This window comes from Acinetobacter sp. P1332 (assembly GCF_044057475.1).
GTDB classification, from domain to species: domain Bacteria; phylum Pseudomonadota; class Gammaproteobacteria; order Pseudomonadales; family Moraxellaceae; genus Acinetobacter; species Acinetobacter johnsonii.
Map to the genome: position 1 here is coordinate 383,168 of NZ_CP171157.1, position 26,115 is coordinate 409,282.

Below are 26,115 nucleotides of genomic sequence, written 5' to 3' on the forward strand. Positions count from 1 at the left end.
TGTCCAATTTACTTGTTAAAAGTTCTAGTATTTAAGATTGGAAACTGATCTTTTATGTGGAAAAAAGATTAAAATTAAGCACTCATTTGTTCCAACCAAACTGTTTAAAAATCGCACTGCCTTGAGCAGAACTTAAAAACGTAATAAAACTTTTCGCTTCAGGATTTTTTAGACTGTGTTGTGTCAGGGCGATACCTGCATCACGGTAAATCACCAGTTCAGGTTCGATCGGAATAATTTGCCCAATGTCTGGATTACTGACCCCCCAAATATTAAACACTAACCATGCATCATAGCTGCTGTCCGCTTCCCATGCTTTTTTCGCTGCGCCTGTATTGGGTGCATACATGGCGATATTTTTACGGAATGATTTTGTGAGCTGAATATTACCCGTTCTACCCGCAATATCTTCCCACATGCCCACTTGGCCTGCGCCATGTGTGACCAAAACTTTAGTGTTTGGTTTGCTTAGGTCTTTAAATCCCTGAATGTGTTTGGGATTGCCTTTTCTGACTAAAATGGCAGCAGGGCGTAAGTAGAGTGGCTTAATTGAGTCCTTTACGATTTTGTCAGCAAATACGCTTTCTAAATCAGACATCATGGCTTCAGAACCGCTATATATGACGTCGGCATCGAGTTTGGCTTTGTCGGCCCATTGTGAAGTAGGACCAGCGGATACATGGACATCAATTCCAGTCTTATTTTTAAATTGTTTCGCTGCTTCATGCATTGCTGGTGCTGGCCCACCTGGGCCATAAACATTGATCGCCGCAATAGCGTCCATTGATAAAAAGCCCAGCATGAGCGGAAAGATATAGTGGCTGAGCTTATGCTTTCTTAACATTGTTATTCCCTTTATTGATATTTGAATGCTGATAATATTTGTTTTTCTGATGTGTTTGAATCTTTATATTATTTTTTTTGTTAAATGATTTTTTAAATATGAACGCCATTTTCTTACTTAAATTTAAGTTGTAGAAAGACAGAGCCATGACAAAATTTTTAACGCACTAACTCTAAAAAACTATCAGAGAGCGTAGAGAACTCTTTTTAACTGTGTAGGGAACGCTTTTACCAAAGTCTAAAGATGAGGCCAGAAAATTGGAGCGACAGCTAAGTTGCTGGGGGAGTTGGATTGTAAGGTCGGACAAGAAATAAAAAGAGCGCCTAGGCGCTCTTTTTATCATTTTGACACTATTAATTAGTAGTCAAAGCTAAAGTGTTCAGGTGCTAAAGAAGTCATGGTTTTTGAAGGATTGACCATTGCTTCGGCATGACCTTGGGTACGTGGTAATAAACGTTCGAAATAGAAGTCTGCAACTTTAATTTTTGCTTTGTAGAATTCAGATGTTTCTTGACCTTCACCAGAAGCCAATTTTTCTGAAGCCACAGCTGCTTGTTGTGCCCAGAAATACGCCATCATTACATAGCCAGAGAACATCAAGAAATCGACAGAAGCTGAAGATACCACGTCACGGTCTTTACGAGCTGCAAGCATAATACGAACAGTTAAGGCATTCCACTGTGCGCATACTTTGGTTAAGTCCCATGCAAAACGACGCATGTATTTGTTGCGTGCCTGTTGACCACAGAATTTTAAAATTTCAGTGGTGTAGTCGCGAATCACTTTACCTTTAGAGGTCAGAAGTACTTTACGACCAATTAAGTCCAGTGCTTGAACACCAGTTGTGCCTTCATACAGTGTCGCAATACGTGCATCACGTGCAATTTGCTCCATGCCCCATTCTTTAATGTAGCCATGACCGCCATAGACTTGCATACCGTGGTTTGCAGCTTCCAAGCCCAATTCAGTTAAGAAGCCTTTTAAAATTGGGGTATAGAAACCTAAGTGATCATCATGTGCTTCAAATGCAGCAGTATCGCCACGCTCAAGTGCATCTGCCATTTTGTCGGCAATTTGCGCTGCATAATAAATCATTGAACGACCGCCTTCAGCAATCGCTTTTTGTGTTAGCAACATACGGCGAACGTCAGCGTGATGAATAATGGCATCCGCCACTTTTTCAGGGTCTTTCTTGCCAGAAAGTGCACGCATCGACATACGTTCTTTGGCATATGGAAGTGCACCTTGGAAAGAAAGCTCAGCATGTGCAATACCTTGAATTGCTGTACCAATACGTGCAGTATTCATAAAGGTAAACATGGCATGTAAGCCTTTGTTTGGCTCACCAATCAAGTAACCGACAGCATTATCAAAGTTCAACACTGCGGTTGCAGAAGCACGAATCCCCATCTTATGTTCAATTGAACCACAGGTCACAGGGTTACGTTCACCAAGGCTACTGTCTGCATTGACCAAGAATTTAGGCACAATGAACAGTGAAATGCCTTTGGTGCCTGCAGGTGCATCTGGAAGACGAGCAAGTACGATGTGAATGATGTTTTCAGTTAAATCTTGCTCACCTGCAGAGATGAAGATTTTGGTGCCTGAGATGTTATAAGTGCCATCGGCATTTAATTCTGCTTTGGTCTTTACTTGGCCTAAGTCGGTGCCACACTGAGGTTCAGTTAAACACATGGTACCAGACCATGTACCTGCCACTAAGTTCGGCATATACAGATTTTTCTGTTCGTCTGTACCAAACTGTAAAATGGTGTTCATACAGCCGATGCTTAAACCTGGGTACATTTGGAAAGACCAGTTTGCGGTGCCCATCATTTCCGATTTAATCAGATTTAAAGATTGAGGCAGGTTCTGACCGCCAAATTCTTCAGGGAAAGACAAACCTTGCCAGCCACCTTGGACAAACTGGTCATAAGCGTCTTTGAAGCCTTTTGGTGTTTTCACTTCACCATTGTCGAAGGTACAACCTTCTTCATCGCCCGATTGGTTTAAAGGAGATAAAATATTTTCACAAAAATCTGCTGCGCCTTCTAAGATCATATCTACCGTATCAGCATCGGCAGCTTCACCATTCGATAGGGTTTGATAATGTGCAGGATAGTCCAGCACTTCATTCATTAAGAAGCGAATATCATGTAAGGGAGCTTTATATGCAGGCATGTGTGTAATCCTAATTTAGAAGTAGTATTGGATTATTTAAATCGATCATTTCATTATTCATACATCGTATCAAAATACATTGATAGATCCGACTTGAGAAAATGTCAGAAAGGCGAATTGGTAGATAAAATCATCAATCTAAAAAGACAGTTCTGTTACACTGACTCGGTGGTCTTTTGATCATGTACTTTTTTAATAAACTATAATTAACTCAGGTTTTCAGCAAGTATTATGCGCTTAAAATATATAACACTTTGTTTATTGGGTTTGAGTATCAGTGGGTGTACTCAGCATGTCATTAAATCCAATGCCTCTACAGATCAACAGCTCGGGCAACAAGCCACGCATGGTCTTAATGCCATGTTTGAAAATTCCAGCTATGATTTTAAAGGTCAGTTCTCTATTCAATCTGACTTTAATTTTAATGAGTCCAAGCCAAATTCTAAGTCGAATACTCAGTCAAATGGGACGAACTTAGATCCAGAGCTGAAAAAACAATTAGATCAACTATTAAAAAATCAAAAGATTTCCTTTACTGCCAAAGAAAAACAAGCCCTATATGATGCACTTGCGCGTGAACAAAATCCGTATGCATCGTTGTATGGCGGTGGTGAATCACGTTCTGCTAAGGTTCAAATCGCAGAATCTTTGGTAAATTTACTCAATGACTTACAGTTTAGTTATAAGGGCTCTGTGCATTTCCGTCAAAAATTGGCGGCATTGACTTTGCAGTTAAGCTATCAAAAACCAACCTTACAAGTGCAAGCACAGTTGCCGATGGTGGTTGATTTTAATGATTATAAATTTTATACCAACTACTTTGCCTTTATGCCGTTCATGGTGAATCGTGAAAGTCAGGATCGCTTTGCCTACATTGACTTTTCTAAGCATAAAGAAGCATTCGGTCATATTGATTTTAAAAAGTTTGCTGAATACTTAAAGCAGATGAATGCACTGCCATATGCTTTGGCAGAGTCAAATCAGGTGCATAGTGTTGATTTAAGCAAGTCAGAAAAAGAAGCAGGGCTAAGCAAAAAAATTCGCTATATGGGTGACTTAGAACCAGCACAAGTACAATTGGGCTTATTTGAATACGTCAATAAACTGCATTATACCCAGCAGATACAAGCTTTTGATGCTGAGAGTCTGATTGAAGATGCCGCAAAAATACCAAGTGCAGCGGATGAAACAATGCAGGCGGCGAAAGAAGCAGAGAGTGCTGCAAGTAGCGCAAGTGAAGACCCGGCCTATGATTCACTCGAACGTGTCAGTCATTTGGTGAATCAAAAAATGCAGAACTTGAGTGGTTATGGGCAGAGCGAAGAACAAGACATTGTTGTAGATGCCGCTGCCGATGCTACGGTTGATGCAGCAGCAGATGTGGCTTATGCGCAGGCCGCGACAGAAGATGCTGATGAGACAACAACAGAAGTGTCTGCTTCTGCAGCACCGAATACGCTATCTGAAGAAGCTTGCGATGCGCTCATCAACAGCAAGAACATTCCTATTGGTAAAGTGACCGCATGCCGTGATTATCAAGATATTGATGTACTTGCACCTAAAGTAACCAATCAATCTGTAGATGAAGAGACTTTTGGACAAGCAGCGACCAATGTTTTGGAAGAGTTGAAACCACTCTTTAGCGCGTATCAAACAGAGCAACTGGTAGACGCACAAAGCTTTAAACAACTTTGGCAAAAACATCAGGCTGAAATTACACCGATCATGGCACAGCTGGGTAGCGAGCGTTCACCGTTTGTGATGGATGTTGGACTCGACCAAAAAGGTCGTGCGCAAAACATGGATTACAACATTGTGATTAGCGATGAGCAAATTGGTAAGCTACAAATTAAGAGCACCAATCAGGTGTTTAACTATGGCAGTGCGACCGCCATTGACCGTCAAGCGTTAAGAAATGCCAAATCGATTGAGGAAGTGTCTAAAGGTTCACTGCTGGAAAATGTAGTGAAAGGCATACTAGGCCCGTTAGGTACAGATTCATCAAGTGTAGAGAGCGCATCATCAAGCACAACAGAATTACCTAAAGCTATTTCAGATTATTACCAGCAGGTTGCACGGAAAAGTTATGCACGTTACCATTCTGAAGTCAAAGCGTACCAAACGGTATTTGCTTTGGTATTTGCCGCTCAGCGTCCAGAGTATATTCGTTACTATAGCTCAGCGACTATCAATGAAATTTCAGAAGTCTATGCTTATGAGTTCCTCGATATTGAGGAACCAAAGGGTGCAGCACTTAAACGTTTGCAGAAACTACGTCAAAAACATGCCTTAGAGCAGGTGCAAGATTTTGATGCGCTGGGCAAATCTGTAGCGAATATAGTTGATGATGCGTTGGAAGATGCAAAAGAAAACCAGCACTGGAAAAATTTGGCGAAGAAATACAAAACCAAGCAAGCGGTCTTTGCTCAGGTCTATCAAGACAAATTTACCGATACCTATGAAATTGACCAAGAGCAAACTGCATATTTGACTCAGTCTGCACAAGTCTTTGCTAAAGCATTTGCAGATGACTTAAAGGGTCAATTGACAGAAAAATCGTTGCAAGGTTTGAAGCTTGAACATGACGACTTCTTTAGCGATTCGACCTATTACGAGACCTATAAAGCCGTACAGAAACACATGAACTAATCTGAAAAAAAGAACCTCTGCGGAGGTTCTTTTTTATTTGTGCTTATAAAAAATCTTTCAGGTTGGGTTTGATGCCATTCCAAATCGAAAAAGATTCAATCGCCTGACCAACCAGCATGCCATAGCCTTCTGAGGTGGGTACGCCGCGAGCTTTGGCTTGATCTAAAAAGGTTGAGGGTTTGCCATAGGCCATTTCATAGGCATGTTGAAACTGGAGTGTTTCTGGCAGAACGAGGGCATCGCCGCTTAGGCTGGCAGAGGTTGCGTTAATCACCAAGTCAAACTGACCTTCGAGCGCATCTAAGCCGATGGCTTGCAATTCGGCTTGCGGTACAGCTGTTTTTAAGTCAGCAACCAGTTGCTCAGCACGGGCAAGGGTACGATTGGCAATCACAATTTTTTTCACCCCTGCTTGGACCAGTGGATAAATTACGCCACGAGTTGCACCACCTGCACCGATGATCAGTGCATCTGTCTGGTCTAAGTTCCAGTCCAACGCGCGAATGGCATCGACTAAGCCTTGTCCATCGGTGTTGTCACCATGTAATTGACCATCGATCATCCACAGCGTATTGACTGCTTTTGCGATTTTAGCGCGTTCAGTGAGGACTGCGCAGGCTGCAAAGGCTTGTTCTTTAAATGGGACAGTGACATTAAGACCCATGCCACCCTGTGAGAAGAATTCTTGGATGTTGGCGAGGAAGCCATCGAGTGGTGCAAGACGTTTACTATAGTTGAGGTCGAGCCCCATTTTTTGTGCAAACGCATGGTGAAGTTCAGGTGAGCGAGACTGCTCAATCGGGTTGCCAATGACAGCGAATTGTTTGCTCATCGCACCAAATCCATGTGAGAAATGCTGTTCAATATACGGCAAATTACACGCAGGCTAAAGCATTCAGTGGTTTTTTATCAACAGTGAAAAGAAAGGCGATTATGGATTGCAGATACTGTGAATCACATCAAACAATAATTTTGCTGCGGTCAGGGTTAAGCCGATACCTGCAAATACGGTGATGCTGATGGATGCATTGTCATTAAACGCACTTTCAGAAAAAATTGTGGTACTGATCGAGCTTAGCAACACAATAGCAAAGCAGAAAAGAACCATAGTGGTCGAGCTAACTCTTTTTGCGAACATGTTTGGGACCTCAGAGAGAACAGCAAAGGAGGATACTAAATGTTGATGTCATTAAAATGAATACATTGAAAATGACTTAATTTAGCTTACGGTTTTTGCGAACTTAAAAGAACCCAATTGCTGTTTTAAACCTGTGACAATGCTTTAATAAATGCAAAGAAATGACGCTTTGTGTAGTAGCTATTCTACGGGGAATTGATCGGGAAATATATAAAATTTAATGGATAGGCTGCCCTAATCTAGTGAAAAGGGCATGCGTGGGGGATATAGAATTGTAAGCCTGTGTGTCTATTTGAGTAGCTTGAGCCAATCTTGGGGTTTCAGGTAAAAGTCGGTCAATTTTTTCTCGGCAGAATCGGCCTCCCATTCAGGTCGATATGACCAACCCGCCAAATTCGGCAAGCTCACTAAAATCGACTCAATCCGGCCACCTGTTTGTAAACCAAAGAGCGTGCCGCGGTCATAGACCAAGTTATATTCGACATAACGACCACGACGATAGATTTGAAAGTCGCGTTGCGCCTCGCTATAAGGCTTGTCTTGGTTATGCTGGAAAATCGGAAGAATGGCATTCAGATAGCCATTGCCGACGGCTTGGATATATTGGAAACAGGTTTCAAAGTCCCATTGATTGAGATCATCAAAGAACAGTCCGCCGACGCCACGTTGTTCATCACGGTGTTTTAAATAGAAATAGTCATCACACCATTGTTTATGTTCGGCATAGACTTCAGCGCCAAAGGGCGCACATAAGTCATGCGCTGTCTGATGCCATGACAGCACATCTTCATCATTTGGGTAAAATGGAGTGAGATCGAAGCCCCCTCCAAACCACCAAATTGGATCTTGACCTTCTTTTTCAGCCACGAATAAGCGCACATTGGCATGTGAAGTCGGGACATTTGGATTTTTTGGATGAATCACCAAAGAAACACCCATGGCCTGTGCTTTGGCGCCTGCAATTTGCGGATGGCGTTCAGTCGCTGAAGCAGGGAGTTTAGAAATGTTGATGTGTGAGAACATCACTCCACCTTTTTCGATCACCGTGCCATTTTGCAGTACGCGTGAACGCCCCCCACCGCCTTCAGGACGCTCCCAATCATCTATTTCAAACTGCGCAGTCCCGCCACCAGCACGTTCTTGTTGTTCAAGTGCGGCACAAATACGAGCCTGTAAGTCGAGGAGAAATTCGCGAACGCGTTGGATATCCGCAGACGTTGGGTGCTGCATGAAAAGCCTCATGGGAAAAGATGAAAACTGCCTACATCAAAACATAAAACAGCAAAAAGATTAAGAATATTTTCCGAAGAGTCCTACTGCAGCATTCGATGTCGTGAAGCAAGTTAAAAATGAAAATGCTGCTATGTGCAAAATAACCTGACCAATTCGCTAGGTTGAATTCTGATTCTAAGCTCAGCAGAATAACCACAGTACAGACCTGAGTTTGGCGATGCAGAATAGGCTGCATCTTCTGAGTGCGGAAGAGCTGATGGTAAATATGCGCGATTCATTGATTCAAAAATACAATGTTCCTGGTCCACGTTATACCAGTTATCCAACGGTGCCGTATTGGGACGAGGCGCAGTTTTCTTTAGAGCAATGGAAACAGACGCTGAAAACATCGTTTGCTGAATCGAATTCGACTGAAGGCATAAGTTTGTATATTCATCTGCCTTTTTGCGAAAGTCTCTGTACTTTTTGTGGTTGCCACAAACGGGTGACCAAAAAACATGAGATGGAGCAGCCTTATATTCAGGCGGTTTTAAAAGAATGGTCTCTTTATTGTGACTTGCTTGAAGAGAAGCCGTGCATTAAAGAAATTCATTTGGGTGGCGGAACGCCCACTTTCTTTTCTCCAGCGCATTTAACTCAACTGATTGAAGGTATCCTCGCGCAAGCAGAGATTGCCGAGCAGCATGAGTTTAGTTTTGAAGGGCATCCGAATAATACTACACGCGAGCATTTGCAAGCCTTGTATGACTTGGGCTTTCGCCGTGTTAGTTATGGGGTGCAGGATTATAATGAAACCGTACAAAAAGCCATTCATCGGATACAGCCTTTTGAACATGTCGAACAAGTGACGCAGTGGGCGCGTGAAATAGGCTATAGCTCAATTTCACATGATTTGGTCTTTGGTTTACCTTTTCAAAACCTAGATGATGTCCTCAATACCATTGATCAAACCAAGCGTTTACGTCCAGACCGTTTGGCTTTTTATAGTTATGCGCATGTGCCTTGGATCAAGGGCAATGGGCAACGTGGTTTTAAAGACCATGATGTGCCGAAAGATGAAATAAAACGGCAGTGCTATGAGGAAGGAAAAAATAAATTACTGGCACAGGGTTATCATGAAATTGGTATGGATCATTTTGCTTTGGAAAGTGATGGGATGTACCAATCATTTCAGGCAGGCACTCTGCATCGCAATTTTATGGGTTACACCGCGTCTAAAACCCAAGTGATGATTGGTTTAGGTATCTCATCCATCAGCGACAGTTGGTATAGCTTTGCGCAAAATGAAAAAAAACTCGAAGATTATTATGCGCGACTGGAAAACAATGAACTTCCTGTCTATCGCGGGCATATTTTGAGTGCTGAAGATCTGATGATTCGTCGGCACATTTTAAATTTGATGTGTAGCTTTCAGACGTCATGGACAGAACCAGATATGCAATTTCCGGAATTGGCAGAGGTATTGGGACAACTGGAAGAAATGCAGGATGATGGTTTATTGAAGATTGGGCCACAGAGCTTACGAGTAACTGAGCAGGGCAAAGCCTTTGTACGCAACATTTGTATGGCGTTCGATTTGCATTTAAAACGCCGTCGACCTGAGAGTCGTATTTTCTCCATGACCATCTAATCTGACTGAAGCGCTCTAAACCGGCCTTTTCAAGTAGGCTTAGAGCAAATGATTAAATTTCAAAAATCATCTTTCTTGTACAAATGTGCCATGCGTTCATGTTTGGTTTTTAAATATTCTTCATTGAAAGGATTTAAACCGACCGTCAAAGGCACACGATCTACCACATTGATCCCTTGCTCTTGCAATGCTGCAATCTTCAATGGATTGTTGGTAATCAAACGGACTTGTTGAATATTTAAATGATCCAACATAATGCTGACCATGTCATAACGACGTGCATCGGCAGGGAGGTTGAGCATTAAGTTGGCATCGACCGTGTCATGCCCTTGATCTTGTAGCGCATAAGCACGAATTTTATTGGTCAGCCCAATGCCACGACCTTCTTGGCGCAAATACAGAATCACGCCTTGCCCAGCTTCATTGATCAGTTTTTGCGTGGCTTGCAATTGTGGGCCACAGTCACACTTCAAGGACGCAAAGGCATCGCCCGTGAGACATTCGGAATGAACACGGACTAAAACGGGTTCTGTGATCGGCTGATCCAAACCTTTTGAGAGTGCAACATGTTCTTCACCGGTCTTAGGATCTTGAAATACGGTGATGTTAAACTCACCAAAAGCAGTCGGTAAACGGGATGTGGCAACAAATTCAATAGGCACAGCTAAACCTGTAAATAGTTCAGAAATTGGCTAAAGTATAGCGTAATGCATCGACATTGGTAGAATTGCATCCACGAATTTATGCAGAAGATTTTCTTTTTTGTATAAAGCGAACGATAATAGTTGATAAATAGTAAGATTATTCAGGATAATCACCTGCACTAAACGAACACCCAGTGAGAGCACTGCTCAAAACTGCATCGCTAGAAATATGGCTGATTGAAGGTGATAGCATTCGACGATATGATCGAATTACCCATTTGACCTAGCTAGATTTGCCAGGCTTTAGAAGGCTTTGCCATATTATGTTGTATACAGAAATACCAGCTCATCGCCCTGTAACACCGTTGTTGGATACGATTGATCATCCTCAACAACTTCGCTCGCTTGAGCAAAGTCAATTAGCACAAGTGGCAGACGAGCTACGTCAATTTATTCTGTATGCCGCAGGACAAAGTGGGGGACACTTTGGTGCAAACCTCGGTGTAGTCGAGCTCACCGTGGCATTACATTATTGCTTTAACACACCGAATGACCGCTTAATTTGGGATGTCGGTCATCAAGCTTATCCGCATAAAGCCTTGACGGGCCGCCGTGAACAGCTCACGACTATTCGTGCTAAAGATGGTTTGGCTGCCTTTCCTGCGCGTGATGAATCGGTATTTGATACCTTTGGAGTCGGACATTCTTCGACTGCGATTTCAGCAGGTCTAGGTATGGCGCTGGCACGTCGTTATCAAAACAATCCATGTGAAGTGGTCGCAATCATTGGCGATGGGGCGATGACAGCAGGTATGGCCTTTGAAGCCATGAACGATGCAGTCGCACATGATGCGGACCTGATGGTGGTGTTGAATGACAATGATATGTCGATTTCATGCAGCACAGGTGGTTTTGCTAAACATTTGGCTTCGATTTGGGAAAGTGGTCAGTCCATTAATATTTCAGCGGATGGCGAAGCTTATGTACAGCCACATCCTGAATGGATCTATAACTCACGCTTACACAGTGCAGCGACAGATGCGGCCGACAACGTCTTTAAAGCGATAGGTTTTGATTACTTTGGGCCTTTCGATGGGCACGATGTCGAACAGCTGACACAAGTCTTTACCGCATTAAAAAAACGTAAAGGGCCGCGTTTAATTCATGTCTATACCAAAAAAGGCAAAGGTTTCGCCCCTGCTGAAGCTGACCAAATCAAATATCACGCGATAACAAAAATAAATGCCAAGTCTACTCCACAAGCAGCGCCTAAATATTCAGATGTCTTTGGTCAATGGTTATGTGATGAAGCCGCGCAAGATGAGCGCTTACTGGCGATTACCCCTGCCATGTGCGAAGGCTCAGGTATGGTGGGTTTTGCCAAACAGTATCCACAGCGCTTTTTTGATGTCGCGATTGCAGAACAGCATGCTGTAACTTTGGCGGCGGGTATGGCATGCGAAGGCTTAAAACCTGTGGTTGCCATTTACTCGACCTTCTTGCAGCGCGGCTATGATCAATTGATTCATGATGTGGCCCTGCAAAATCTAGATGTTACCTTTGGTATCGACCGTGCAGGTTTAGTGGGTGAAGATGGCCCGACTCATGCTGGGGCCTATGACTATGCCTTTATGCGTACCGTACCAAATTTGGTGATTATGGCACCTAAAGACGAAAATGAATGTCGTCAAATGTTGCATACCGCTTATTTATACAATGGCCCTGCCGCAGTGCGTTACCCGCGTGGCAATGGTTTGGGTGTTGAGATTCAACAACAGATGACCCCGATGGAAATTGGTCAGGCTGAAATTGTAGCGAGCTTTAATGATGCCCAAGACGACGTTATTAGCATTCTCGCTTTTGGTAGTCGTGTTCAGGCCGCAGTAGAGGCAGCACAGAAATTAGCTGAACAAGATTTGGCGGTTCGTGTGGTGAATATGCGCTTTGTTAAACCGCTTGATGAAAAGATGATAGCGACTTTAGCACCATCAACGGCTTTATTTGTTACGGTTGAAGAACATGCGGTGATGGCGGGTGCGGGCAGTGCAGTCAATGAATATTTGGCACAGGCTCAAATCGTAAAACCAATGTTAAATCTCGGTTTAGCGGATACATTCATGCATCAAGCGACTCATGCGCAAATGTTGCATCAGGCAGGACTAGATGCAGAAGGCATTGAAAGCTCAGTGCGCCAAGCCTGGTCGAAACTTGTACATATGGTTTAAGCACCGTTTTTAAATTTTAGAAACATTTTTTCCCTAAAAGCCCCGATCTTTGATAAGATGCGCGGGCTTTTATGCATTATTCTTTATCAATATCTTCAAATTGTAGTGGGTGTTCAATGGAACCTATGGTGGTGATGGCTGCGCGTGCGGCTCAATTAGTCGGTCAAGAGCTTTTAAAAGCGCATCAAAATCGTCATAAGCTCGATCTACAAGTCGAAGAAAAAGGAATTGATGGTCCTGTAACGCGTGTAGACCGTTATTTGGAACAATTGGCTATCGATACCCTACGTAAAAGCTATAAAAATCACAGCTTCCTTGGTGAAGAGTTTGGTTTTCAAGAAGGTAAAGGTCACGACGCAGATTGGTGTTGGATCATCGACCCACTTGATGGCACGCTAAACTTCATTAACGGTGTTCCTCACTTCTGTATCTCTATTGCAGTTCAACATAAAGGCATTACTCAACATGGCGTAATTTACGACCCTGTGAAAGATGAGTTGTTCTCTGCAAGTCGTGGTCGTGGTGCCATGATGAACCAACGCCGTATTCGTGTAAATGTGAAAGACAGTCTTGAAAATACATTCATGTCTGTGGGTCATGCTTACCGTGCAAAACGTAATGGCGAAGTGATTTCTTATGCAAAAAATCATTTTGATTCGTTGTTAAATGTGACTGAAGCTGGCGCGCAATACCGTCGTACAGGTTCTGCAGCATTAGATTTGGCGTATGTTGCAGCAGGTCGTTTCGACGCGTACTTCGAACTCGGTTTAAAGCCTTGGGATATCGCAGCTGGTGAGTTGATCGTGAAAGAAGCGGGCGGTACAGTGGTTGATGCACGTGGTGGTAGCGAATCTATGGAAAATGGCCAAGTACTGGCATGTTCTATGAAAATGTTGAAACCTCTGATGAAAGCAGTTGTACCTGCTTGGGGTGAAGCTGCTAAGTAATAACATGCAGATCGTGTTTTAAGACATTGAAAAAGCCCTCATAAGAGGTAATGCTGATCAGTTAAGACAAAATAGCTGAAATGCGGTAAAAATGAGCGTATCCAGATACGCTCATTTTTTTATGACTTTTTCTCAGAATTTAAGTTCAGCATTTCAGCAGACAGCTCCTTCACTTTCTAATTTTAGCGAATTAATTGATTTAAACTGGATTGAAGACTGTTTAAAACGGACCGGGAAAGCATCGGTCAGAAAAAGAAAACTCCCCGCAGAGCATGCTGTATGGCTAGTTATTGGACTTGCATTGTTCCGCGACCAGCCCATCTGGTATGTTGTTCAGCAGCTGCAGCTGGTTTTTGGCACGGCTGAAAGCTGCGCCCCAAGCGCATCAGTGCAGGCCAGACAGCGCTTGGGTCTGGAGCCTTTAAATGTCCTGTTCAATACACTGAGTCAGACATGGTTTGAAGATTCTCAGCCGCAATATTCCGCCTTTCATGGCCTAAGCATCTGCGCTGTAGATGGAGCCATCTGGTCCATGCCCCACACAGATGAGAACTTCAGGCACTTCGGTTCTTCCAAAGGCAAAACGATAGCAGCACCTTGGCCGCAAGCCAGAGCGGTTTGCCTGATCAACACCAATACTCATGAAGTGATTGATGCCGGGATTGGAAGTATGGATCAAGGCGAGCTGACTTTAGCGAAGAAATTGAAAGTGCCTGCAAATAGCCTGACTTTATTTGACCGGGCCTACTTCTCTGCTGATTTCTTATCAGGGTGGCAGTCTCGGGAAAACTGCCATTGGCTTATGCGGGCTAAAGACAATCTGCGCTATGAAATTATCAGGAAAAACTCAGCGCATGACTTTCAAATCAGAATGCCTGTTTCTCCAAGAGCGAAGAAACTGAATCCGGATTTAGGTGACTATTGGGAAGCCCGCCTGATTGAAACTGAACAGTCTGGAAGGGTTAGACGATACGTTACATCATTATTAGATTCAAAGGCTTATCCTCTGGAAGACGTCAGTACGCTGTATGCTCAGCGCTGGGAAATCGAGATGTGCTACCGTGAAATCAAGAGCGACCTGCAAGATGGGATGCATTTAAGAAGCAAGCAGCCTGAATTGGTGTATCAGGAATTATGGGGTGTATTGATTGCTTATAATATTCTTAGAAGGCAAATGAAATTTATGGCTCAACGGGCGAAAGTCAGCCCTTTGCGTATCAGTTTCCATATTGCTTCAATCAGCATTATCAATATATTAAGGCATACTCCGCTGGAATCGGCAGGGAATTTGCCCAAGCATTTAGAGCGTTTGCTGGAACAGTCTAAAATGTTTGTTTTGCCTGAAAGAAGATCAAGGCAATGCCCTAGAGTCGTCAAAATAAAGCCTCAAAAGTACCCAAGAAAATGCCAGTCAATTTCTTAACTGACTGGCATTACTCATAAGAGGGCTTTTTCTTTGATAAGGATGAAAAAAGTAAAGACCTTTGTGGTGATTTACTTTATGGCTTTGACCTCTATAGATTGTAAAACATAGGCTGTGCCAGATTCTGATCACCTCTTAATGAAGATAGCTCTATCTCAGAAATAAAGTGGGTTAAAATTAGCCAGCGTATAGACACCTATTTAAGCTTGCTGTGTGTAATGTTCATTACAGGTCACAGATACCAGTCAAATCACGGCAACATTAGAGAGCTAGTACAATTAATTGCGTTTTATGGCTGATAGTTGAGGGATAGAACGTAGAATGCTATTCAATATTTTTCTAGATGGTCAAAAAAATTAAAGTGAAAACCTGCATTTATTCAATCTTTGAGGAAAATATTGTATCAATTTCACGAAAAAAGGTGACTTTTAAAAATATCCTGCTATACTCCGCCCACGCACTAAATTTCGTTCATTACCTGAACATTCTCTTCTATCATTGTGTATGCGCGTCCGGTCCAAAGAGAGGACATTATTTCGCGCCCCACCCAATCGCTTAAGCGATTCCTTCAGGTTGCGGCTGTAATCAAATGTGCGTTATACGCATCGTCGTTCTCGGATCGCCGCTGATTCTATATTTTCAGCGATTATTGCTGTGCCGCTTTTTGCCGATGTCCATCAGACCATATATTTAATGGAGCACCCATTTTTCGGGTGAAATACTCTATGAGCAAAACTTTTGCTGATTTTCCTTTACATGAATCGTTACAACAAGCTTTACAAAGCTTAGGTTTTACTGCTCCTACGCCTGTACAGGAACAATCGATTCCTGCAGCTTTAGAAGGTAAAGACCTTTTAGTATCTAGCCAAACAGGTTCAGGTAAAACTGCAGCGTTCTTACTTCCAACGTTAAACGCACTTGCAGCCCAAGAGACTTTCGTTCCGTTCAAAGAACGTATGAAAGCAATTACTCAACCAAATATTTTGGTTCTTTGCCCAACTCGTGAGTTAGCGCAGCAAGTAAGCCAAGACGCGATTGGTTTTGTCCGTCACATGAAAGGTGCACGTATTGCAGCAATCATGGGTGGTATGCCTTTTGGTAAACAAATTCAACAGTTAAAAGGTGCACAGGTTGTTGTTGCGACTCCAGGTCGTTTACTTGACCTTGTAAACCGTCGTCAAATTAAATTAGACCAAGTTGATGCGCTTATTGTTGACGAAGCAGACCGTATGCTTGATCTAGGTTTCTCTGAAGACTTAGAAGCAATTAGCGATCTTGCTGCAAACCGTAAACAGACTTTAATGTTCTCTGCAACATTTGCTGGTCGTATCATTACACTTGCTGAACGCATGATGAATGATCCACAACGTATTGCAATCGAAACTGGTCACTCTACGAATACTGACATCACTCAGACTTTACACTGGACTGATGGCTTTGAGCACAAGAAAAAATTACTAACGCATTGGTTAAGTGCTGAAGACGTAGATCAAGCTGTTGTATTCGCTTCTACTCAAGAAGACACCGATATGTTGGCTGAAGAATTGGCTGAAGCAGGTTTATCAGTTGTAGCACTTCATGGTGCTATGCCACAAACTGTTCGTAACCGTCGTTTACGTAGCATCCGTGAAGGTCGTGCAAAAATCTTAGTTGCAACTGACGTTGCTGCACGTGGTCTTGACGTACCAACTATTTCACACGTAATCAACTTCGGTCTTCCAATGAAGAACGAAGACTATGTACACCGTATTGGTCGTACAGGTCGTGCGGGTCGTACTGGTAAAGCAATCACTTTAGCAACTTACCGTGAACGCGGTAAAATCCGTGCTTTAGAAGATTTCTTAGATGCACGTTTGAATGTATCTGAAATTGAAGGTCTTGAGCCATCTCCACCTCCTGCACGCGGTAGTCGTGATGGCGGCGGTCGTGGTCGTGATGGCGGCGGTCGTGGTCGTGGTGGTTTCGGTGGTCGTGATGGCGGCGGTCGTGCTCGTTTCGAAGGTGAGTCTAACTTTAAACGTCGTGAAGGTGGTGATGACCGTCCACGTCGTAGCTACGATGACAAACCTCGTGGTGATCGTCCAGCATTTGGTGGTGAAGATCGTCCACGTCGTGAGTTTAATAATGATCGTCCACGTCGTGAAGGCGGTTTCGGTGATCGTCCACAACGTTCTTTTGATGACCGTCCAAAACGTGATTTTGGTGATCGTCCAGCGCCACGTCGTGAAGGTGGTTTCGGTGATCGTCCACAACGTTCGTTTGATGACCGTCCAAAGCGTGAGTTTAATAATGATCGTCCACGTCGCGAAGGCGGTTTCAACGATAAGCCACGTTTTGACTCGAATGATGACAACCGCGGTAACCGTGTAGACTACAAACCACGTCGTGAAGGTTCTTTTGGTGACCGTCCAAAACGTGATTTTGGTGATCGTCCAGCGCCACGTCGTGAAGGTGGTTTTGGCGACCGTCCACAACGTTCTTTTAGTGATGACCGTCCAAAACGCACTTTCGGTGGTGAAGACCGTCCTAAGCGTACTTTTGGTGGCGAAGACCGTCCTAAGCGTGAATTTAATTCAGATCGTCCACGTACTGAAGGTGGTTTTGACCGCCCACGTCGTAAGTTTAACGACTAATTCTGAATGAATAAAAAAACCAGTGGAAACACTGGTTTTTTTTGTCTACGGCTGTAAAAAAATAAATTAAAATGTATACTGAGTCATATTTTAATTGTATTGATAATAATGATGCACAATAATGAGGTTGAATCAATCGCCACACTCTCTGACGTGAAAGAGGTCAATATGGCACATTATCTCGGACTCTTTTTGCTGATTTGCAACATTCTTTTCTTTGTCTATAGTCGTTATGGATGAAGCAATTCATCTTATGTAGCTTGTTTTCGCCGTTCAAATAAATATAAATACAACCAACTGAAATCAATTCGTGCACAAAATTAGACACGGAATACGCTAACATATCGTTTTTTAATCCTTTATAGTATGCATGCTGAAAAAATGCAGGAAAACGCACAGCTATGAATAATCAAGCGCCTCTGACTGCTCAAGCCCTCATTGAGGTCAAAGACCTGAGCTTTAAGCGAGGGGAACGTGTCATTTATGATCAGGTCAATTTAAAAATTCGACAGGGTCAAATTACGGGCATTATGGGACCATCGGGTACAGGTAAAACCACTTTACTACGTTTAATTGGCGGTCAATTGACGCCTGACCAAGGTGAAGTGCTTTTTGATGGGCAAAATATTGCGAAAATGTCACGCAAAGAGTTATTCGCTGCGCGTGCGCGTATGGGTATGCTTTTTCAAAGTGGCGCATTGTTTACCGATATGTCGGTTTATGAAAATGTGGCCTTTCCGATAAGAGCACATACCAAGCTGCCTGAGCATTTACTGTCAGAAATTATATCTTTAAAACTAGAATCTGTCGGTTTACGTGGCGCAGAACAGATGATGCCTTCTGAGCTCTCAGGCGGGATGAACCGTCGTGTGGCTTTGGCACGTGCAATTGCGCTAGATCCTGAGCTGATCATGTACGATGAGCCATTTGCAGGACAAGATCCAATTGTGAAGGGTGTACTCACACGTCTGATTCGATCATTGCGAGAAGCTCTTGATTTAACAACAATTATTGTCTCGCATGACGTGGCTGAAACCTTATCGATCGCAGACTATATCTATGTTGTTGCTGAAGGTAAGGTACAAGGTGAAGGCACGCCTGAACAGTTACAGGCGAATGCCTCTCCGTTTGTTAAACAGTTTTTAACAGGTGCAGTTGAAGGGCCTGTCGATTATCAATTTAGCCATAAGGCATATCTAAATACTGAGGTGCAAGCATGAATGCGATAGCACTCTTAGGTCGACGCGTGATTGAACGGGTTCGCGGCATTGGTGTTGCCAGCCTGATGTTATTACAAATTTTATTTTCGATGCCCACTGCTTTAGGTGTTCGGTTATTTGTTTACCAAATGTACCGTGTTGGGGTGTTATCGCTGCTCATTATTGTGGTGTCAGGGCTATTTATTGGTGCGGTACTGGGGTTACAGATGTATAGCATCTTGGTGACCTTTGGTAGTGAAGCGATGCTGGGTACAGCAGTTGCTTTGACCTTACTTCGTGAGTTGGCTCCTGTGGTTGCAGCATTGCTGTTTGCAGGTCGTGCGGGTTCTGCCTTAACGGCTGAGATTGGCTTAATGAAAGCCACAGAGCAGTTGTCCAGTATGGAAATGATCGGGGTTGATCCACTTAAACGTGTGATTTCACCACGACTTTGGGCCGGTATTTTTAGTTTGCCGATGTTGTCTGTCATCTTCGCTGCGGTGGGGATTATGGGCGGTAAAATGGTGGGTGTAGACTTCTTAGGTGCAGATGAAGGCTCTTACTGGAGTGGCATTCAAAGTAGCGTAGAGTTCTATAAAGATGTCCTGAATGGCACCATCATTAAAAGTTTTGTTTTTGCTTTAATTTGTACATGGATTGCGGTGTATCAAGGCTATGCCTGTGAACCGACATCTGAAGGTATTGCGACATCAACCACACGCACTGTGGTGTATTCATCGCTCTGTGTTTTAGGTTTTGATTTTGTGTTGACTGCGGTCATGTTTGGAGGTGTTTAATGAAATCACGTGCAAGTGAGCTGGCAGTCGGCATATTTGTCATTTTATTCGGTATCGCTTTGTTCTTTATTGCGATGCGAGTGAGTGGCTTGGTGGGATCAAATCTCAGTGATCGCTATGAAATGAGTGCAACCTTCGATAACGTAAATGGTTTAAAACCACGTGCGAAAGTGACGATGAGTGGGGTAAAAATTGGTCAAGTTGATCAAATTAGCTTAGACCCTGTGACACGTTTAGCGACGGTTTCTTTTTCTTTGGATGGTAAATTAACGACCTTTAATGCAGCACAACTCAAAGAAGTTGAAAAGAATGCACTTGAAGAGCTTCGTTACAGTAGCGACTATACCTCTGCGGATGTTGCGCAACAAAAAGAAATGGAAAAGCAACTTATTGCGAACATGAAGTCCATCACCAGCATTGATGAAGATGCTTATATTATGGTGGCAACCAATGGTCTGCTAGGTGAGAAGTACTTGAAAATTGTTCCAGGGGGTGGTTTGAACTACGTGAAACGTGGTGAAAGCATTGGCAATACCCAAGGCACAATGGACCTAGAAGACTTAATTACTAAATTTATTACGGGCGGTGCAGGTAAATCGAAAGATGCTTCAGCAACAACTGAGCAACCTGAAACCGCTGAAACAGCAGATGCCAACGTGTCATTTGTTGAATGATTTGAAGAGGACCAATTGTAGTGAATACTTTATTGAAACAAACACTGACAGCTAGCATTTTAACTACAATGTTTGCGGGTACTGCTTTTGCAGCACCAAGTGAAGCACCACCTGCTTTTGTTAAAAAAGTGGCAGATGGTTTGATTGCGCGTTTAAAAGCGGATCATGCCAAACTCCAAAACAACCCAGCTGCGGTGAAAACGATTGTTCGTCAAAACTTAGACCCGTATGTGGATTCACAAGCGTTTTCACGTATTGTGATGGGGACTTATGCAACCAATCAATACAGTACAGCTGCACAACGCGCGAAGTTTGAAAACAATTTCCGTGAAACACTGATTGAAAACTACGGTACTGCATTTGCGAAGTTCAGCAATCAGACATATACCATCCGTCCGTATAAAGAAACCAATAGCAAAAACCCTGTGGTGACGATCGACTTTAATAACAAAGGCGAAAAAATCCCAGTGTCTTTCCAGTTGGCGGATAAAGGTAACCAATGGAAAATCCGTAATATCAATGTGTCGGGTATAGACCTTGGTTTACAGTTCCGTAATCAGTTCGCGGCAACGGTTAAACGTAATGGCGGCGACCTAGATAAAGCGATTGCAAATTTCCAACCTGATGCAGAAGCGGCGGTTGAAAAGAAAAAATAAGTAGGTGAAAGGTGATTAACTTTAGCAATCAGGAAATGCAGCTTTCAGGTCAGATTACATATGACAATGCTGAAAGCTATTATCAACAAGGTTTGAAGGTGATTCAGTCACAGTCTTATCCTGTGGTGGTGAATCTGGCCCAGCTTGAGCATGGTAGTACATTGGCACTGGCAGTTTTGGTGCGTTGGTTGCGTCAAACACCCGATGCACATAGTTTACATTTTAAAGCTATACCTGAAAAAATGATGAAAGTGATTCAAGCCTGTCATTTACAGGATGACTTAAAGTTAATCCCTTAAATAAAAAAAGCACCCTAAGGTGCTTTTTTTATATGTTGCATTTCTTAAATCTATGAGGAAAAGCCGTGTTTTAAAGTGTACTCAAATCCATTTCTTCCAGCGGAAGTAAATGAGCGGGCCAATCAGGAAGGCCATTAAGATTAGGCTTACCACAATAAAACTGGTGCCGCCTTTGGCAAAAGGCAACACATCGGTGTTCATGCCGTAAATACTGGCAATCAGCATTGGTGGAGCGAGCATACTGGGTAAGATAGAGAAGCGACGAATCGTGTCATTCTGCTCGGTGTTAATGAAGCCTGAGGTGGTGTCCAGTAAGAATCGCACTTTTTGGAACAAGAAGGCATCATGCTCAACCAGTGAGCGAACGTCTTCACTGAGCTCTCGAATATCCGCATCATAAATATGACTACCTAAAGCACGCGGGCGTGATAAAAAGGTCAGTACACGGCGTAAGTCAATCAAACACAGCTGTGCTTTTCCAAGCATATCTTCCAAGTGTGCCAGACGGGTAATCATGTCATCTAAGTCGAGAATCATCTCACGGTGACGGTTATTCAGCACTTCTGTGGAATACTTTTCCAAGTCCTTGTGGATATCTTCTAAGATATCCGCAAGCTCGTCCAGCTTCGCCTCGAGTAAACCGAGTAAGATCCACGTTGGATCTTTATAGTCGATTTCGTAGTCATTGCGGCGCGCACGCGCACGAAAGGCACGGAACGCCACCAGTTTTTCCCCGCGAAGGGTAAAGAGACGTTCTTTATGTAAAATGAAAGCGACAGTTTGTACCGTGGCAAGGGCACCGCTGCTTTCTTCAGGCTCACCATCGACTTGATAGTTTTTATTTTTCGTTAAAAAATACGTACTGATATGCAAAATACCGTCGTCATCACGGTAGAATCGAGCTGAAGATGAAATGTCTTCGAGTGATTTTAGCGTAGGTAAATTTTGTTCATATGCATCTAAAATCCACTGTTGTTCTTCTTGAGAGGGAGCAATGAGGTCAAGCCAGACCAAATCGGGCTGAAGATCGAAATCGCCATTAATGGTGATGTCTTCTAAGCTACCGCGCTCTGTGGCGTAAAAGGCTTCAAGCATGCCGTCTTTCTCCTTTGCGCAGTAATGGTTGAAGTGGATGGGTGTATTTTAGACAAGGATTGCAATAAAAACACTGATCGAATGGTTAAATTGCTAAAAAATATCCATTCATTTTAGTGAAGTTGCATGACAATTAAATATCAGAGTAAAAAATGACAAATTCAATTGCGATCTTTTGTGGTTCCGCATTAGGTTCAGATCAAATCTTTTCCGAAACAGCACGTCAGGTTGGACACGCCATTGCAGAACAAGGCAAAACCTTGGTCTATGGTGGTGGTCGTTCGGGCTTAATGGGTATTGTGGCAGACAGTGCTTTAGAGGCAGGCGGTCAAGTGATTGGCGTGATTCCACACGTGCTGGTGGATCGTGAGCTGGCGCATCAAGGCCTGACCGAGTTACATGTCGTTAAAGACATGCAAGAGCGTAAACTGAAAATGTCAGCCTTGTCGGATGGATTTATTGCAATGCCTGGCGGCGCAGGGACTTTAGAAGAAATTTTTGAACAATGGACGTGGGCTCAGCTCGGCATTCACCTCAAGCCGAATGCCTTTTTAAATGTAAATGGCTTTTATGATGATTTACTTAAATTCCTAAAGATGACCACCGACAAAGGCTTTACCCATGCACGCTTTACCGACAGCCTGATTGTATCGGATTCAGTGAAAGCAATTTTAAAGCAGATGGATCAGTTCCAAGCACCTGAACCGAAGTGGGGCATGGTTGATCCTGAGTTGTTGGATGTCAAAGCATGAAGGTGATTACTGTCGCTGCGGCTATTATTGTGAATGAACAGCAGCAGCTTTTGTTGGTGCGTAAGCAGAACACCGCATGTTTTATGCAAGTGGGTGGTAAGCTTGAGCCCAATGAAGCACCTGAGCAAACCATGCTGCGTGAGATTCGGGAGGAAATTGGAAGTGATGCGACGATTGAACAGTTTGTTGGTCGTTTTGAAACTGCCACTGCCAATGAACCTGATTTTAAATTGGTGAGCTATGTTTACCATGTTCAGCTTCAGCAAGCGCCACAAATTGCGGCTGAAATTGCAGAAATGAAATGGGTCAGTTTGAATGACCAGCAGGCTGCACTTGCACCGCTAACCACTGAGGTGGTCATGCCATGGGTACGTGAACATTTGCTGATTGACGTAGTCTAATTATTCAAGTGCATAGGCAATACACGCGGCGCTGACTTTATGACAACCCAATTGTTCAAGTTGTAAAGTCAGTGCCTGAATGGAGCTGCCTGTGGTCACAACATCATCCAAAATCAAAACACGCCGGTAGCGTTTTGCGTACTGACGTTGCTGTGGATCGATTTTAAACTGTTGATGAATTTGATCTAAGCGTTCCAGTCGACTGAGTCCTTTTTGTGAATGTTGATGCAGTCGTATCACAGGTTGCCAAATGGGCACATTTAGCTGCTTGGCTAAGTCTTTGGCGAGGATCATTGATTGGTTATAGCCACGTTCGGCTAAACGCTGGCTCGAAATCGGCATTGGAACAATTGCTTGCACTTTAGGGAAGCGAATTTGCTGAAGAATGCCTGACAGTAGAGGCTGCCAATGCAGTTGTTGTTCATATTTGAACTGCTGAATAAGATGATCTAAAGGATATTGATAATGTCCCGCCACATGAATACTCAGCTCTTGTTTTTCAATGGTCTGTGGATGCAGTGGGAGTTGTTGCCAGCAATCCAAACAGACCGAATGTAGATCTGCGCGTACAATGCCACACAACTGACAGGGCTGTGCTCTGTGTAGCAACTGTTTGGCAGTATGTAGCAGATGACTAAACATAGGCATAGCGTGGTGCTTCAGGCAGCCAGCGTTTCAGTAAGGCTTCAGCATTTTGTGGATAGTCTTTTAAAATCTGAGCTGCGACAAAATGGGCTTGATTGAGCAAATGATCATCGCGTTCTAGTTTCGCCACACGAAAGCCCATATCACCCGTTTGTTTGGTACCGAGCAATTCACCAGGGCCACGAATTTCCAAATCTTTTTCGGCAATTAAAAAGCCATCATTGGTTTCCCGCATGACGCGTAAGCGTTCTTGTCCATTTTGAGACAGCGGGCTTTTATATAACAGAGCGCAAAAGCTAGCCTTGGCACCTCGACCAACACGGCCACGTAATTGGTGTAATTGAGAGAGTCCTAAACGTTCCGCATTTTCAATCACCATGATCGAGGCATTTGGTACATCGACTCCCACTTCAATCACTGTGGTCGCAATTAAGAGTTGTAATTCATTGGTTTTAAACTGTTGCATCACTGTTTGTTTTTCATCAGCCTTCATTTTGCCATGTACAAGACCAATGTTTAGCTCGGGAAAACGCTCTTTAATTTCTAAATAGGTTGCTTCAGCGGCTTGAGCATCTAAGGTTTCAGACTCTTCAACCAAAGTGCAGACCCAGTAGGCTTGTTTGCCTTCTAGACAGTTACTGGCAATGCGCTGTAGTACTTCTTCACGGCGGTCGAGTGGAATGGTCACGGTTTGAATTGGCGTTCGTCCGGGTGGAAGTTCATCGATCACGGACGTGTCCAAGTCTCCATAGGCGGACATGGCTAAAGTCCGTGGAATAGGGGTTGCGGTCATGACCAATTGATGTGGGGTCATATTCTGCGCGCCTTTATTGCGTAAGGCTAAGCGCTGATCGACCCCGAAGCGGTGCTGCTCATCAATAATTACTAATCCAAGTTTGGCAAAGCGGACATTGTCTTGAAACAGGGCGTGTGTACCTACCACCAGATGTGCTGTGCCATCTACAATGGCTTGTTCGGCTGCGGCACGGGCTTTGCCTTTTTGTTTTCCTGAAAGCCAAGATACACTGAGTCCCAAAGGTTCAAACCATTTTTTAAAATTGAGATAGTGTTGTTCCGCCAAAATTTCAGTCGGTGCCATCAGTGCCACTTGCCAACCTTCTTCTAAAGCATGGCAGGCTGCGACTCCTGCGACCAAGGTTTTGCCTGCGCCGACATCGCCTTGAACCAAACGTAACATCGGTTTTTTAAGTTTTAAGTCTTGTACGATTTCTTTGGAGACACGCTTTTGTGCATTGGTCATTTCAAAAGGTAGGCTGCTGAGCAGTTGTTTGGCAAACTGACGACTGGCAGAAATACGTGGCGCTTCAATTTGTTGGATATAGGCACGACGGCTTAATAGACTGACTTGATGCGCAACCAACTCTTCAAAAATCAAACGTTGCTGGGCAGGGTGTGAGCCTTGACTCAATTGCAGCATATTGGCATCTACAGGAGGGTGGTGGATGTAGTTCAACGCCTGTTTAAGTGCATAGCCATTGGTAAATTTTGCGGGCAGTAGTTCAGGTAAATCATCACTGTGCTTGGCGAGAGCCTGTTTGATGTATTCACGAAATTTAGGCTGAGTCAGACCTTCTGTGCTGGGGTAAATCGCAGTCAGTTGGGTTTGTGGAAGCGGCGTATGTTCTGTAATAAGTTGAATTTCGGGATGATACATTTCCAAGCCACGCGCACCCACACGGACTTCACCAAAAATGCGTAGACGATTACCGATCTTTGCACGATCCGTTAAGCCTTTATAAATATGGTAAAAGCGCAAAGTCACTTTGCCAAAGTCATCTTGCAGTCCAATCGCCATCGATTTACGTTTACCCGGCGGAAAGTCCACGCCTTGAATCGTTCCTTCGAGTAGGTAGCTACGCCCAACCGTTAATTGGTTCATCGGTATGATCGTGCTACGATCTTCATAGTCTCGTGGCAGATGAAACAGCAGATCATCTGTAGTGAAGAGATTCAACTTTTCAAGTAGTGCAGCAGAGGCAGCTCCGACCCCCTGCAACTGATGGACTGCAGCCATGTCCCCTCAACTTTG

At 43.6% G+C, this 26,115-nt stretch carries 22 protein-coding genes; 13 read left to right on the forward strand and 9 right to left on the reverse strand.

Annotated features, from left to right (window positions below; translation table 11 throughout):
- Positions 1 to 82 precede the first annotated feature (82 nt).
- Together ACFN7Z_RS01775 and ACFN7Z_RS01780 are read right to left on the reverse strand one after the other, a co-directional pair.
- Positions 83 to 844 (reverse strand): substrate-binding domain-containing protein, encoded by a 762-nt coding sequence (locus ACFN7Z_RS01775; protein ID WP_395442537.1) that lies wholly within the window; start codon positions 842 to 844, stop codon positions 83 to 85.
- 357 nt (positions 845 to 1,201) lie between these two features.
- On the reverse strand, positions 1,202 to 3,025 hold the full coding sequence (locus ACFN7Z_RS01780; protein ID WP_279698766.1) for an acyl-CoA dehydrogenase C-terminal domain-containing protein: 1,824 nt from the start codon (positions 3,023 to 3,025) through the stop codon (positions 1,202 to 1,204).
- 231 nt (positions 3,026 to 3,256) lie between these two features.
- Between ACFN7Z_RS01780 and ACFN7Z_RS01785 the strand changes: the two genes are divergently transcribed.
- Positions 3,257 to 5,674, forward strand: a complete 2,418-nt coding sequence (locus ACFN7Z_RS01785) for a hypothetical protein (protein ID WP_395442540.1) — start codon at positions 3,257 to 3,259, stop codon at positions 5,672 to 5,674.
- Positions 5,675 to 5,717: 43 nt separating this feature from the next.
- Here ACFN7Z_RS01785 and aroE read toward each other — a convergent pair whose 3' ends face one another.
- The 3 genes from aroE to hemF all read right to left on the reverse strand — a co-directional run bounded on the left by aroE (position 5,718) and on the right by hemF (position 8,042).
- Positions 5,718 to 6,506, reverse strand: coding sequence for a shikimate dehydrogenase (gene aroE / locus ACFN7Z_RS01790; protein ID WP_148825423.1), 789 nt, complete (start codon positions 6,504 to 6,506; stop codon positions 5,718 to 5,720).
- 99 nt (positions 6,507 to 6,605) lie between these two features.
- Positions 6,606 to 6,812: a hypothetical protein gene (locus ACFN7Z_RS01795; RefSeq protein ID WP_126035159.1), complete on the reverse strand. Its 207-nt coding sequence runs from the start codon at positions 6,810 to 6,812 to the stop codon at positions 6,606 to 6,608.
- A 288-nt stretch (positions 6,813 to 7,100) separates the two neighbouring features.
- Positions 7,101 to 8,042: an oxygen-dependent coproporphyrinogen oxidase gene (hemF, locus tag ACFN7Z_RS01800; protein ID WP_279737391.1), complete on the reverse strand. Its 942-nt coding sequence runs from the start codon at positions 8,040 to 8,042 to the stop codon at positions 7,101 to 7,103.
- 268 nt (positions 8,043 to 8,310) lie between these two features.
- Here hemF and hemN point away from each other — a divergent pair, with 268 nt between their 5' ends.
- The gene (hemN, locus tag ACFN7Z_RS01805; RefSeq protein ID WP_395442543.1) at positions 8,311 to 9,675 is read left to right on the forward strand and encodes an oxygen-independent coproporphyrinogen III oxidase; all 1,365 of its coding nucleotides are present in this window, start codon (positions 8,311 to 8,313) and stop codon (positions 9,673 to 9,675) included.
- 59 nt (positions 9,676 to 9,734) lie between these two features.
- Here the strand turns inward: hemN and ribA are convergent, their stop codons facing one another.
- Positions 9,735 to 10,337, reverse strand: coding sequence for a GTP cyclohydrolase II (ribA, locus tag ACFN7Z_RS01810; RefSeq protein ID WP_058870370.1), 603 nt, complete (start codon positions 10,335 to 10,337; stop codon positions 9,735 to 9,737).
- A 305-nt stretch (positions 10,338 to 10,642) separates the two neighbouring features.
- On the opposite strand from ribA, the gene dxs reads away from it, so the two are divergent.
- From dxs to ACFN7Z_RS01855, 9 genes are all read left to right on the forward strand, one after another.
- Positions 10,643 to 12,544: a 1-deoxy-D-xylulose-5-phosphate synthase gene (dxs, locus tag ACFN7Z_RS01815; RefSeq protein WP_395442545.1), complete on the forward strand. Its 1,902-nt coding sequence runs from the start codon at positions 10,643 to 10,645 to the stop codon at positions 12,542 to 12,544.
- A gap of 116 nt (positions 12,545 to 12,660) precedes the next feature.
- Entirely contained in the window at positions 12,661 to 13,491 is an 831-nt protein-coding gene (locus tag ACFN7Z_RS01820) for an inositol monophosphatase family protein (protein ID WP_004691373.1), read from the forward strand.
- A 121-nt stretch (positions 13,492 to 13,612) separates the two neighbouring features.
- Positions 13,613 to 14,914: an IS4 family transposase gene (locus ACFN7Z_RS01825; RefSeq protein WP_395442672.1), complete on the forward strand. Its 1,302-nt coding sequence runs from the start codon at positions 13,613 to 13,615 to the stop codon at positions 14,912 to 14,914.
- 725 nt (positions 14,915 to 15,639) lie between these two features.
- Entirely contained in the window at positions 15,640 to 17,547 is a 1,908-nt protein-coding gene (locus ACFN7Z_RS01830; RefSeq protein WP_395442547.1) for a DEAD/DEAH box helicase, read from the forward strand.
- 401 nt (positions 17,548 to 17,948) lie between these two features.
- The gene (locus ACFN7Z_RS01835; RefSeq protein ID WP_004691369.1) at positions 17,949 to 18,767 is read left to right on the forward strand and encodes an ABC transporter ATP-binding protein; all 819 of its coding nucleotides are present in this window, start codon (positions 17,949 to 17,951) and stop codon (positions 18,765 to 18,767) included.
- On the forward strand, positions 18,764 to 19,543 hold the full coding sequence (gene mlaE, locus ACFN7Z_RS01840; protein ID WP_004691368.1) for a lipid asymmetry maintenance ABC transporter permease subunit MlaE: 780 nt from the start codon (positions 18,764 to 18,766) through the stop codon (positions 19,541 to 19,543). The genes ACFN7Z_RS01835 and mlaE overlap by 4 nt, the downstream gene beginning before the upstream one ends.
- Positions 19,543 to 20,217: an outer membrane lipid asymmetry maintenance protein MlaD gene (locus ACFN7Z_RS01845; protein WP_395442548.1), complete on the forward strand. Its 675-nt coding sequence runs from the start codon at positions 19,543 to 19,545 to the stop codon at positions 20,215 to 20,217. The genes mlaE and ACFN7Z_RS01845 overlap by 1 nt, the downstream gene beginning before the upstream one ends.
- A gap of 20 nt (positions 20,218 to 20,237) precedes the next feature.
- Positions 20,238 to 20,873 carry a phospholipid-binding protein MlaC gene (locus ACFN7Z_RS01850; protein ID WP_004691364.1) on the forward strand — a complete coding sequence of 212 codons (636 nt, stop codon included), beginning with the start codon at positions 20,238 to 20,240 and terminating at the stop codon, positions 20,871 to 20,873.
- A gap of 11 nt (positions 20,874 to 20,884) precedes the next feature.
- On the forward strand, positions 20,885 to 21,172 hold the full coding sequence (locus ACFN7Z_RS01855) for a lipid asymmetry maintenance protein MlaB (RefSeq protein WP_395442549.1): 288 nt from the start codon (positions 20,885 to 20,887) through the stop codon (positions 21,170 to 21,172).
- A gap of 81 nt (positions 21,173 to 21,253) precedes the next feature.
- On the opposite strand, the gene ACFN7Z_RS01860 is transcribed toward ACFN7Z_RS01855, so the two are convergent.
- On the reverse strand, positions 21,254 to 22,267 hold the full coding sequence (locus ACFN7Z_RS01860) for a CorA family divalent cation transporter (RefSeq protein ID WP_004691361.1): 1,014 nt from the start codon (positions 22,265 to 22,267) through the stop codon (positions 21,254 to 21,256).
- Positions 22,268 to 22,419: 152 nt separating this feature from the next.
- Between ACFN7Z_RS01860 and ACFN7Z_RS01865 the strand changes: the two genes are divergently transcribed.
- Positions 22,420 to 23,019, forward strand: a complete 600-nt coding sequence (locus tag ACFN7Z_RS01865; RefSeq protein WP_004691359.1) for a TIGR00730 family Rossman fold protein — start codon at positions 22,420 to 22,422, stop codon at positions 23,017 to 23,019.
- Positions 23,016 to 23,420, forward strand: coding sequence for an NUDIX domain-containing protein (locus tag ACFN7Z_RS01870; protein ID WP_004691357.1), 405 nt, complete (start codon positions 23,016 to 23,018; stop codon positions 23,418 to 23,420). The genes ACFN7Z_RS01865 and ACFN7Z_RS01870 overlap by 4 nt, the downstream gene beginning before the upstream one ends.
- Here the strand turns inward: ACFN7Z_RS01870 and ACFN7Z_RS01875 are convergent, their stop codons facing one another.
- The gene (locus ACFN7Z_RS01875) at positions 23,421 to 24,068 is read right to left on the reverse strand and encodes a ComF family protein (RefSeq protein ID WP_125273538.1); all 648 of its coding nucleotides are present in this window, start codon (positions 24,066 to 24,068) and stop codon (positions 23,421 to 23,423) included. It abuts the gene before it with no gap.
- Entirely contained in the window at positions 24,055 to 26,100 is a 2,046-nt protein-coding gene (gene recG, locus ACFN7Z_RS01880; RefSeq protein ID WP_114836551.1) for an ATP-dependent DNA helicase RecG, read from the reverse strand. Before recG ends, ACFN7Z_RS01875 begins: the two co-directional genes overlap by 14 nt.
- Positions 26,101 to 26,115 lie beyond the last annotated feature (15 nt).

Excerpts from the sequence above, each read along its gene's own strand:
- ACFN7Z_RS01775 (WP_395442537.1), bottom strand. The coding sequence starts at position 844 with ATGTTAAGAAAGCATAAGCTCAGCCACTATATCTTTCCGCTCATGCTG.
- ACFN7Z_RS01780 (WP_279698766.1), bottom strand. The coding sequence starts at position 3,025 with ATGCCTGCATATAAAGCTCCCTTACATGATATTCGCTTCTTAATGAAT.
- ACFN7Z_RS01785 (WP_395442540.1), top strand. The coding sequence starts at position 3,257 with ATGCGCTTAAAATATATAACACTTTGTTTATTGGGTTTGAGTATCAGT.
- aroE (WP_148825423.1), bottom strand. The coding sequence starts at position 6,506 with ATGAGCAAACAATTCGCTGTCATTGGCAACCCGATTGAGCAGTCTCGC.
- ACFN7Z_RS01795 (WP_126035159.1), bottom strand. The coding sequence starts at position 6,812 with ATGTTCGCAAAAAGAGTTAGCTCGACCACTATGGTTCTTTTCTGCTTT.
- hemF (WP_279737391.1), bottom strand. The coding sequence starts at position 8,042 with ATGCAGCACCCAACGTCTGCGGATATCCAACGCGTTCGCGAATTTCTC.
- hemN (WP_395442543.1), top strand. The coding sequence starts at position 8,311 with ATGCGCGATTCATTGATTCAAAAATACAATGTTCCTGGTCCACGTTAT.
- dxs (WP_395442545.1), top strand. The coding sequence starts at position 10,643 with ATGTTGTATACAGAAATACCAGCTCATCGCCCTGTAACACCGTTGTTG.
- ACFN7Z_RS01820 (WP_004691373.1), top strand. The coding sequence starts at position 12,661 with ATGGAACCTATGGTGGTGATGGCTGCGCGTGCGGCTCAATTAGTCGGT.
- ACFN7Z_RS01825 (WP_395442672.1), top strand. The coding sequence starts at position 13,613 with ATGACTTTTTCTCAGAATTTAAGTTCAGCATTTCAGCAGACAGCTCCT.
- ACFN7Z_RS01830 (WP_395442547.1), top strand. The coding sequence starts at position 15,640 with ATGAGCAAAACTTTTGCTGATTTTCCTTTACATGAATCGTTACAACAA.
- ACFN7Z_RS01835 (WP_004691369.1), top strand. The coding sequence starts at position 17,949 with ATGAATAATCAAGCGCCTCTGACTGCTCAAGCCCTCATTGAGGTCAAA.
- mlaE (WP_004691368.1), top strand. The coding sequence starts at position 18,764 with ATGAATGCGATAGCACTCTTAGGTCGACGCGTGATTGAACGGGTTCGC.
- ACFN7Z_RS01845 (WP_395442548.1), top strand. The coding sequence starts at position 19,543 with ATGAAATCACGTGCAAGTGAGCTGGCAGTCGGCATATTTGTCATTTTA.
- ACFN7Z_RS01860 (WP_004691361.1), bottom strand. The coding sequence starts at position 22,267 with ATGCTTGAAGCCTTTTACGCCACAGAGCGCGGTAGCTTAGAAGACATC.
- ACFN7Z_RS01865 (WP_004691359.1), top strand. The coding sequence starts at position 22,420 with ATGACAAATTCAATTGCGATCTTTTGTGGTTCCGCATTAGGTTCAGAT.
- ACFN7Z_RS01870 (WP_004691357.1), top strand. The coding sequence starts at position 23,016 with ATGAAGGTGATTACTGTCGCTGCGGCTATTATTGTGAATGAACAGCAG.
- ACFN7Z_RS01875 (WP_125273538.1), bottom strand. The coding sequence starts at position 24,068 with ATGCCTATGTTTAGTCATCTGCTACATACTGCCAAACAGTTGCTACAC.
- recG (WP_114836551.1), bottom strand. The coding sequence starts at position 26,100 with ATGGCTGCAGTCCATCAGTTGCAGGGGGTCGGAGCTGCCTCTGCTGCA.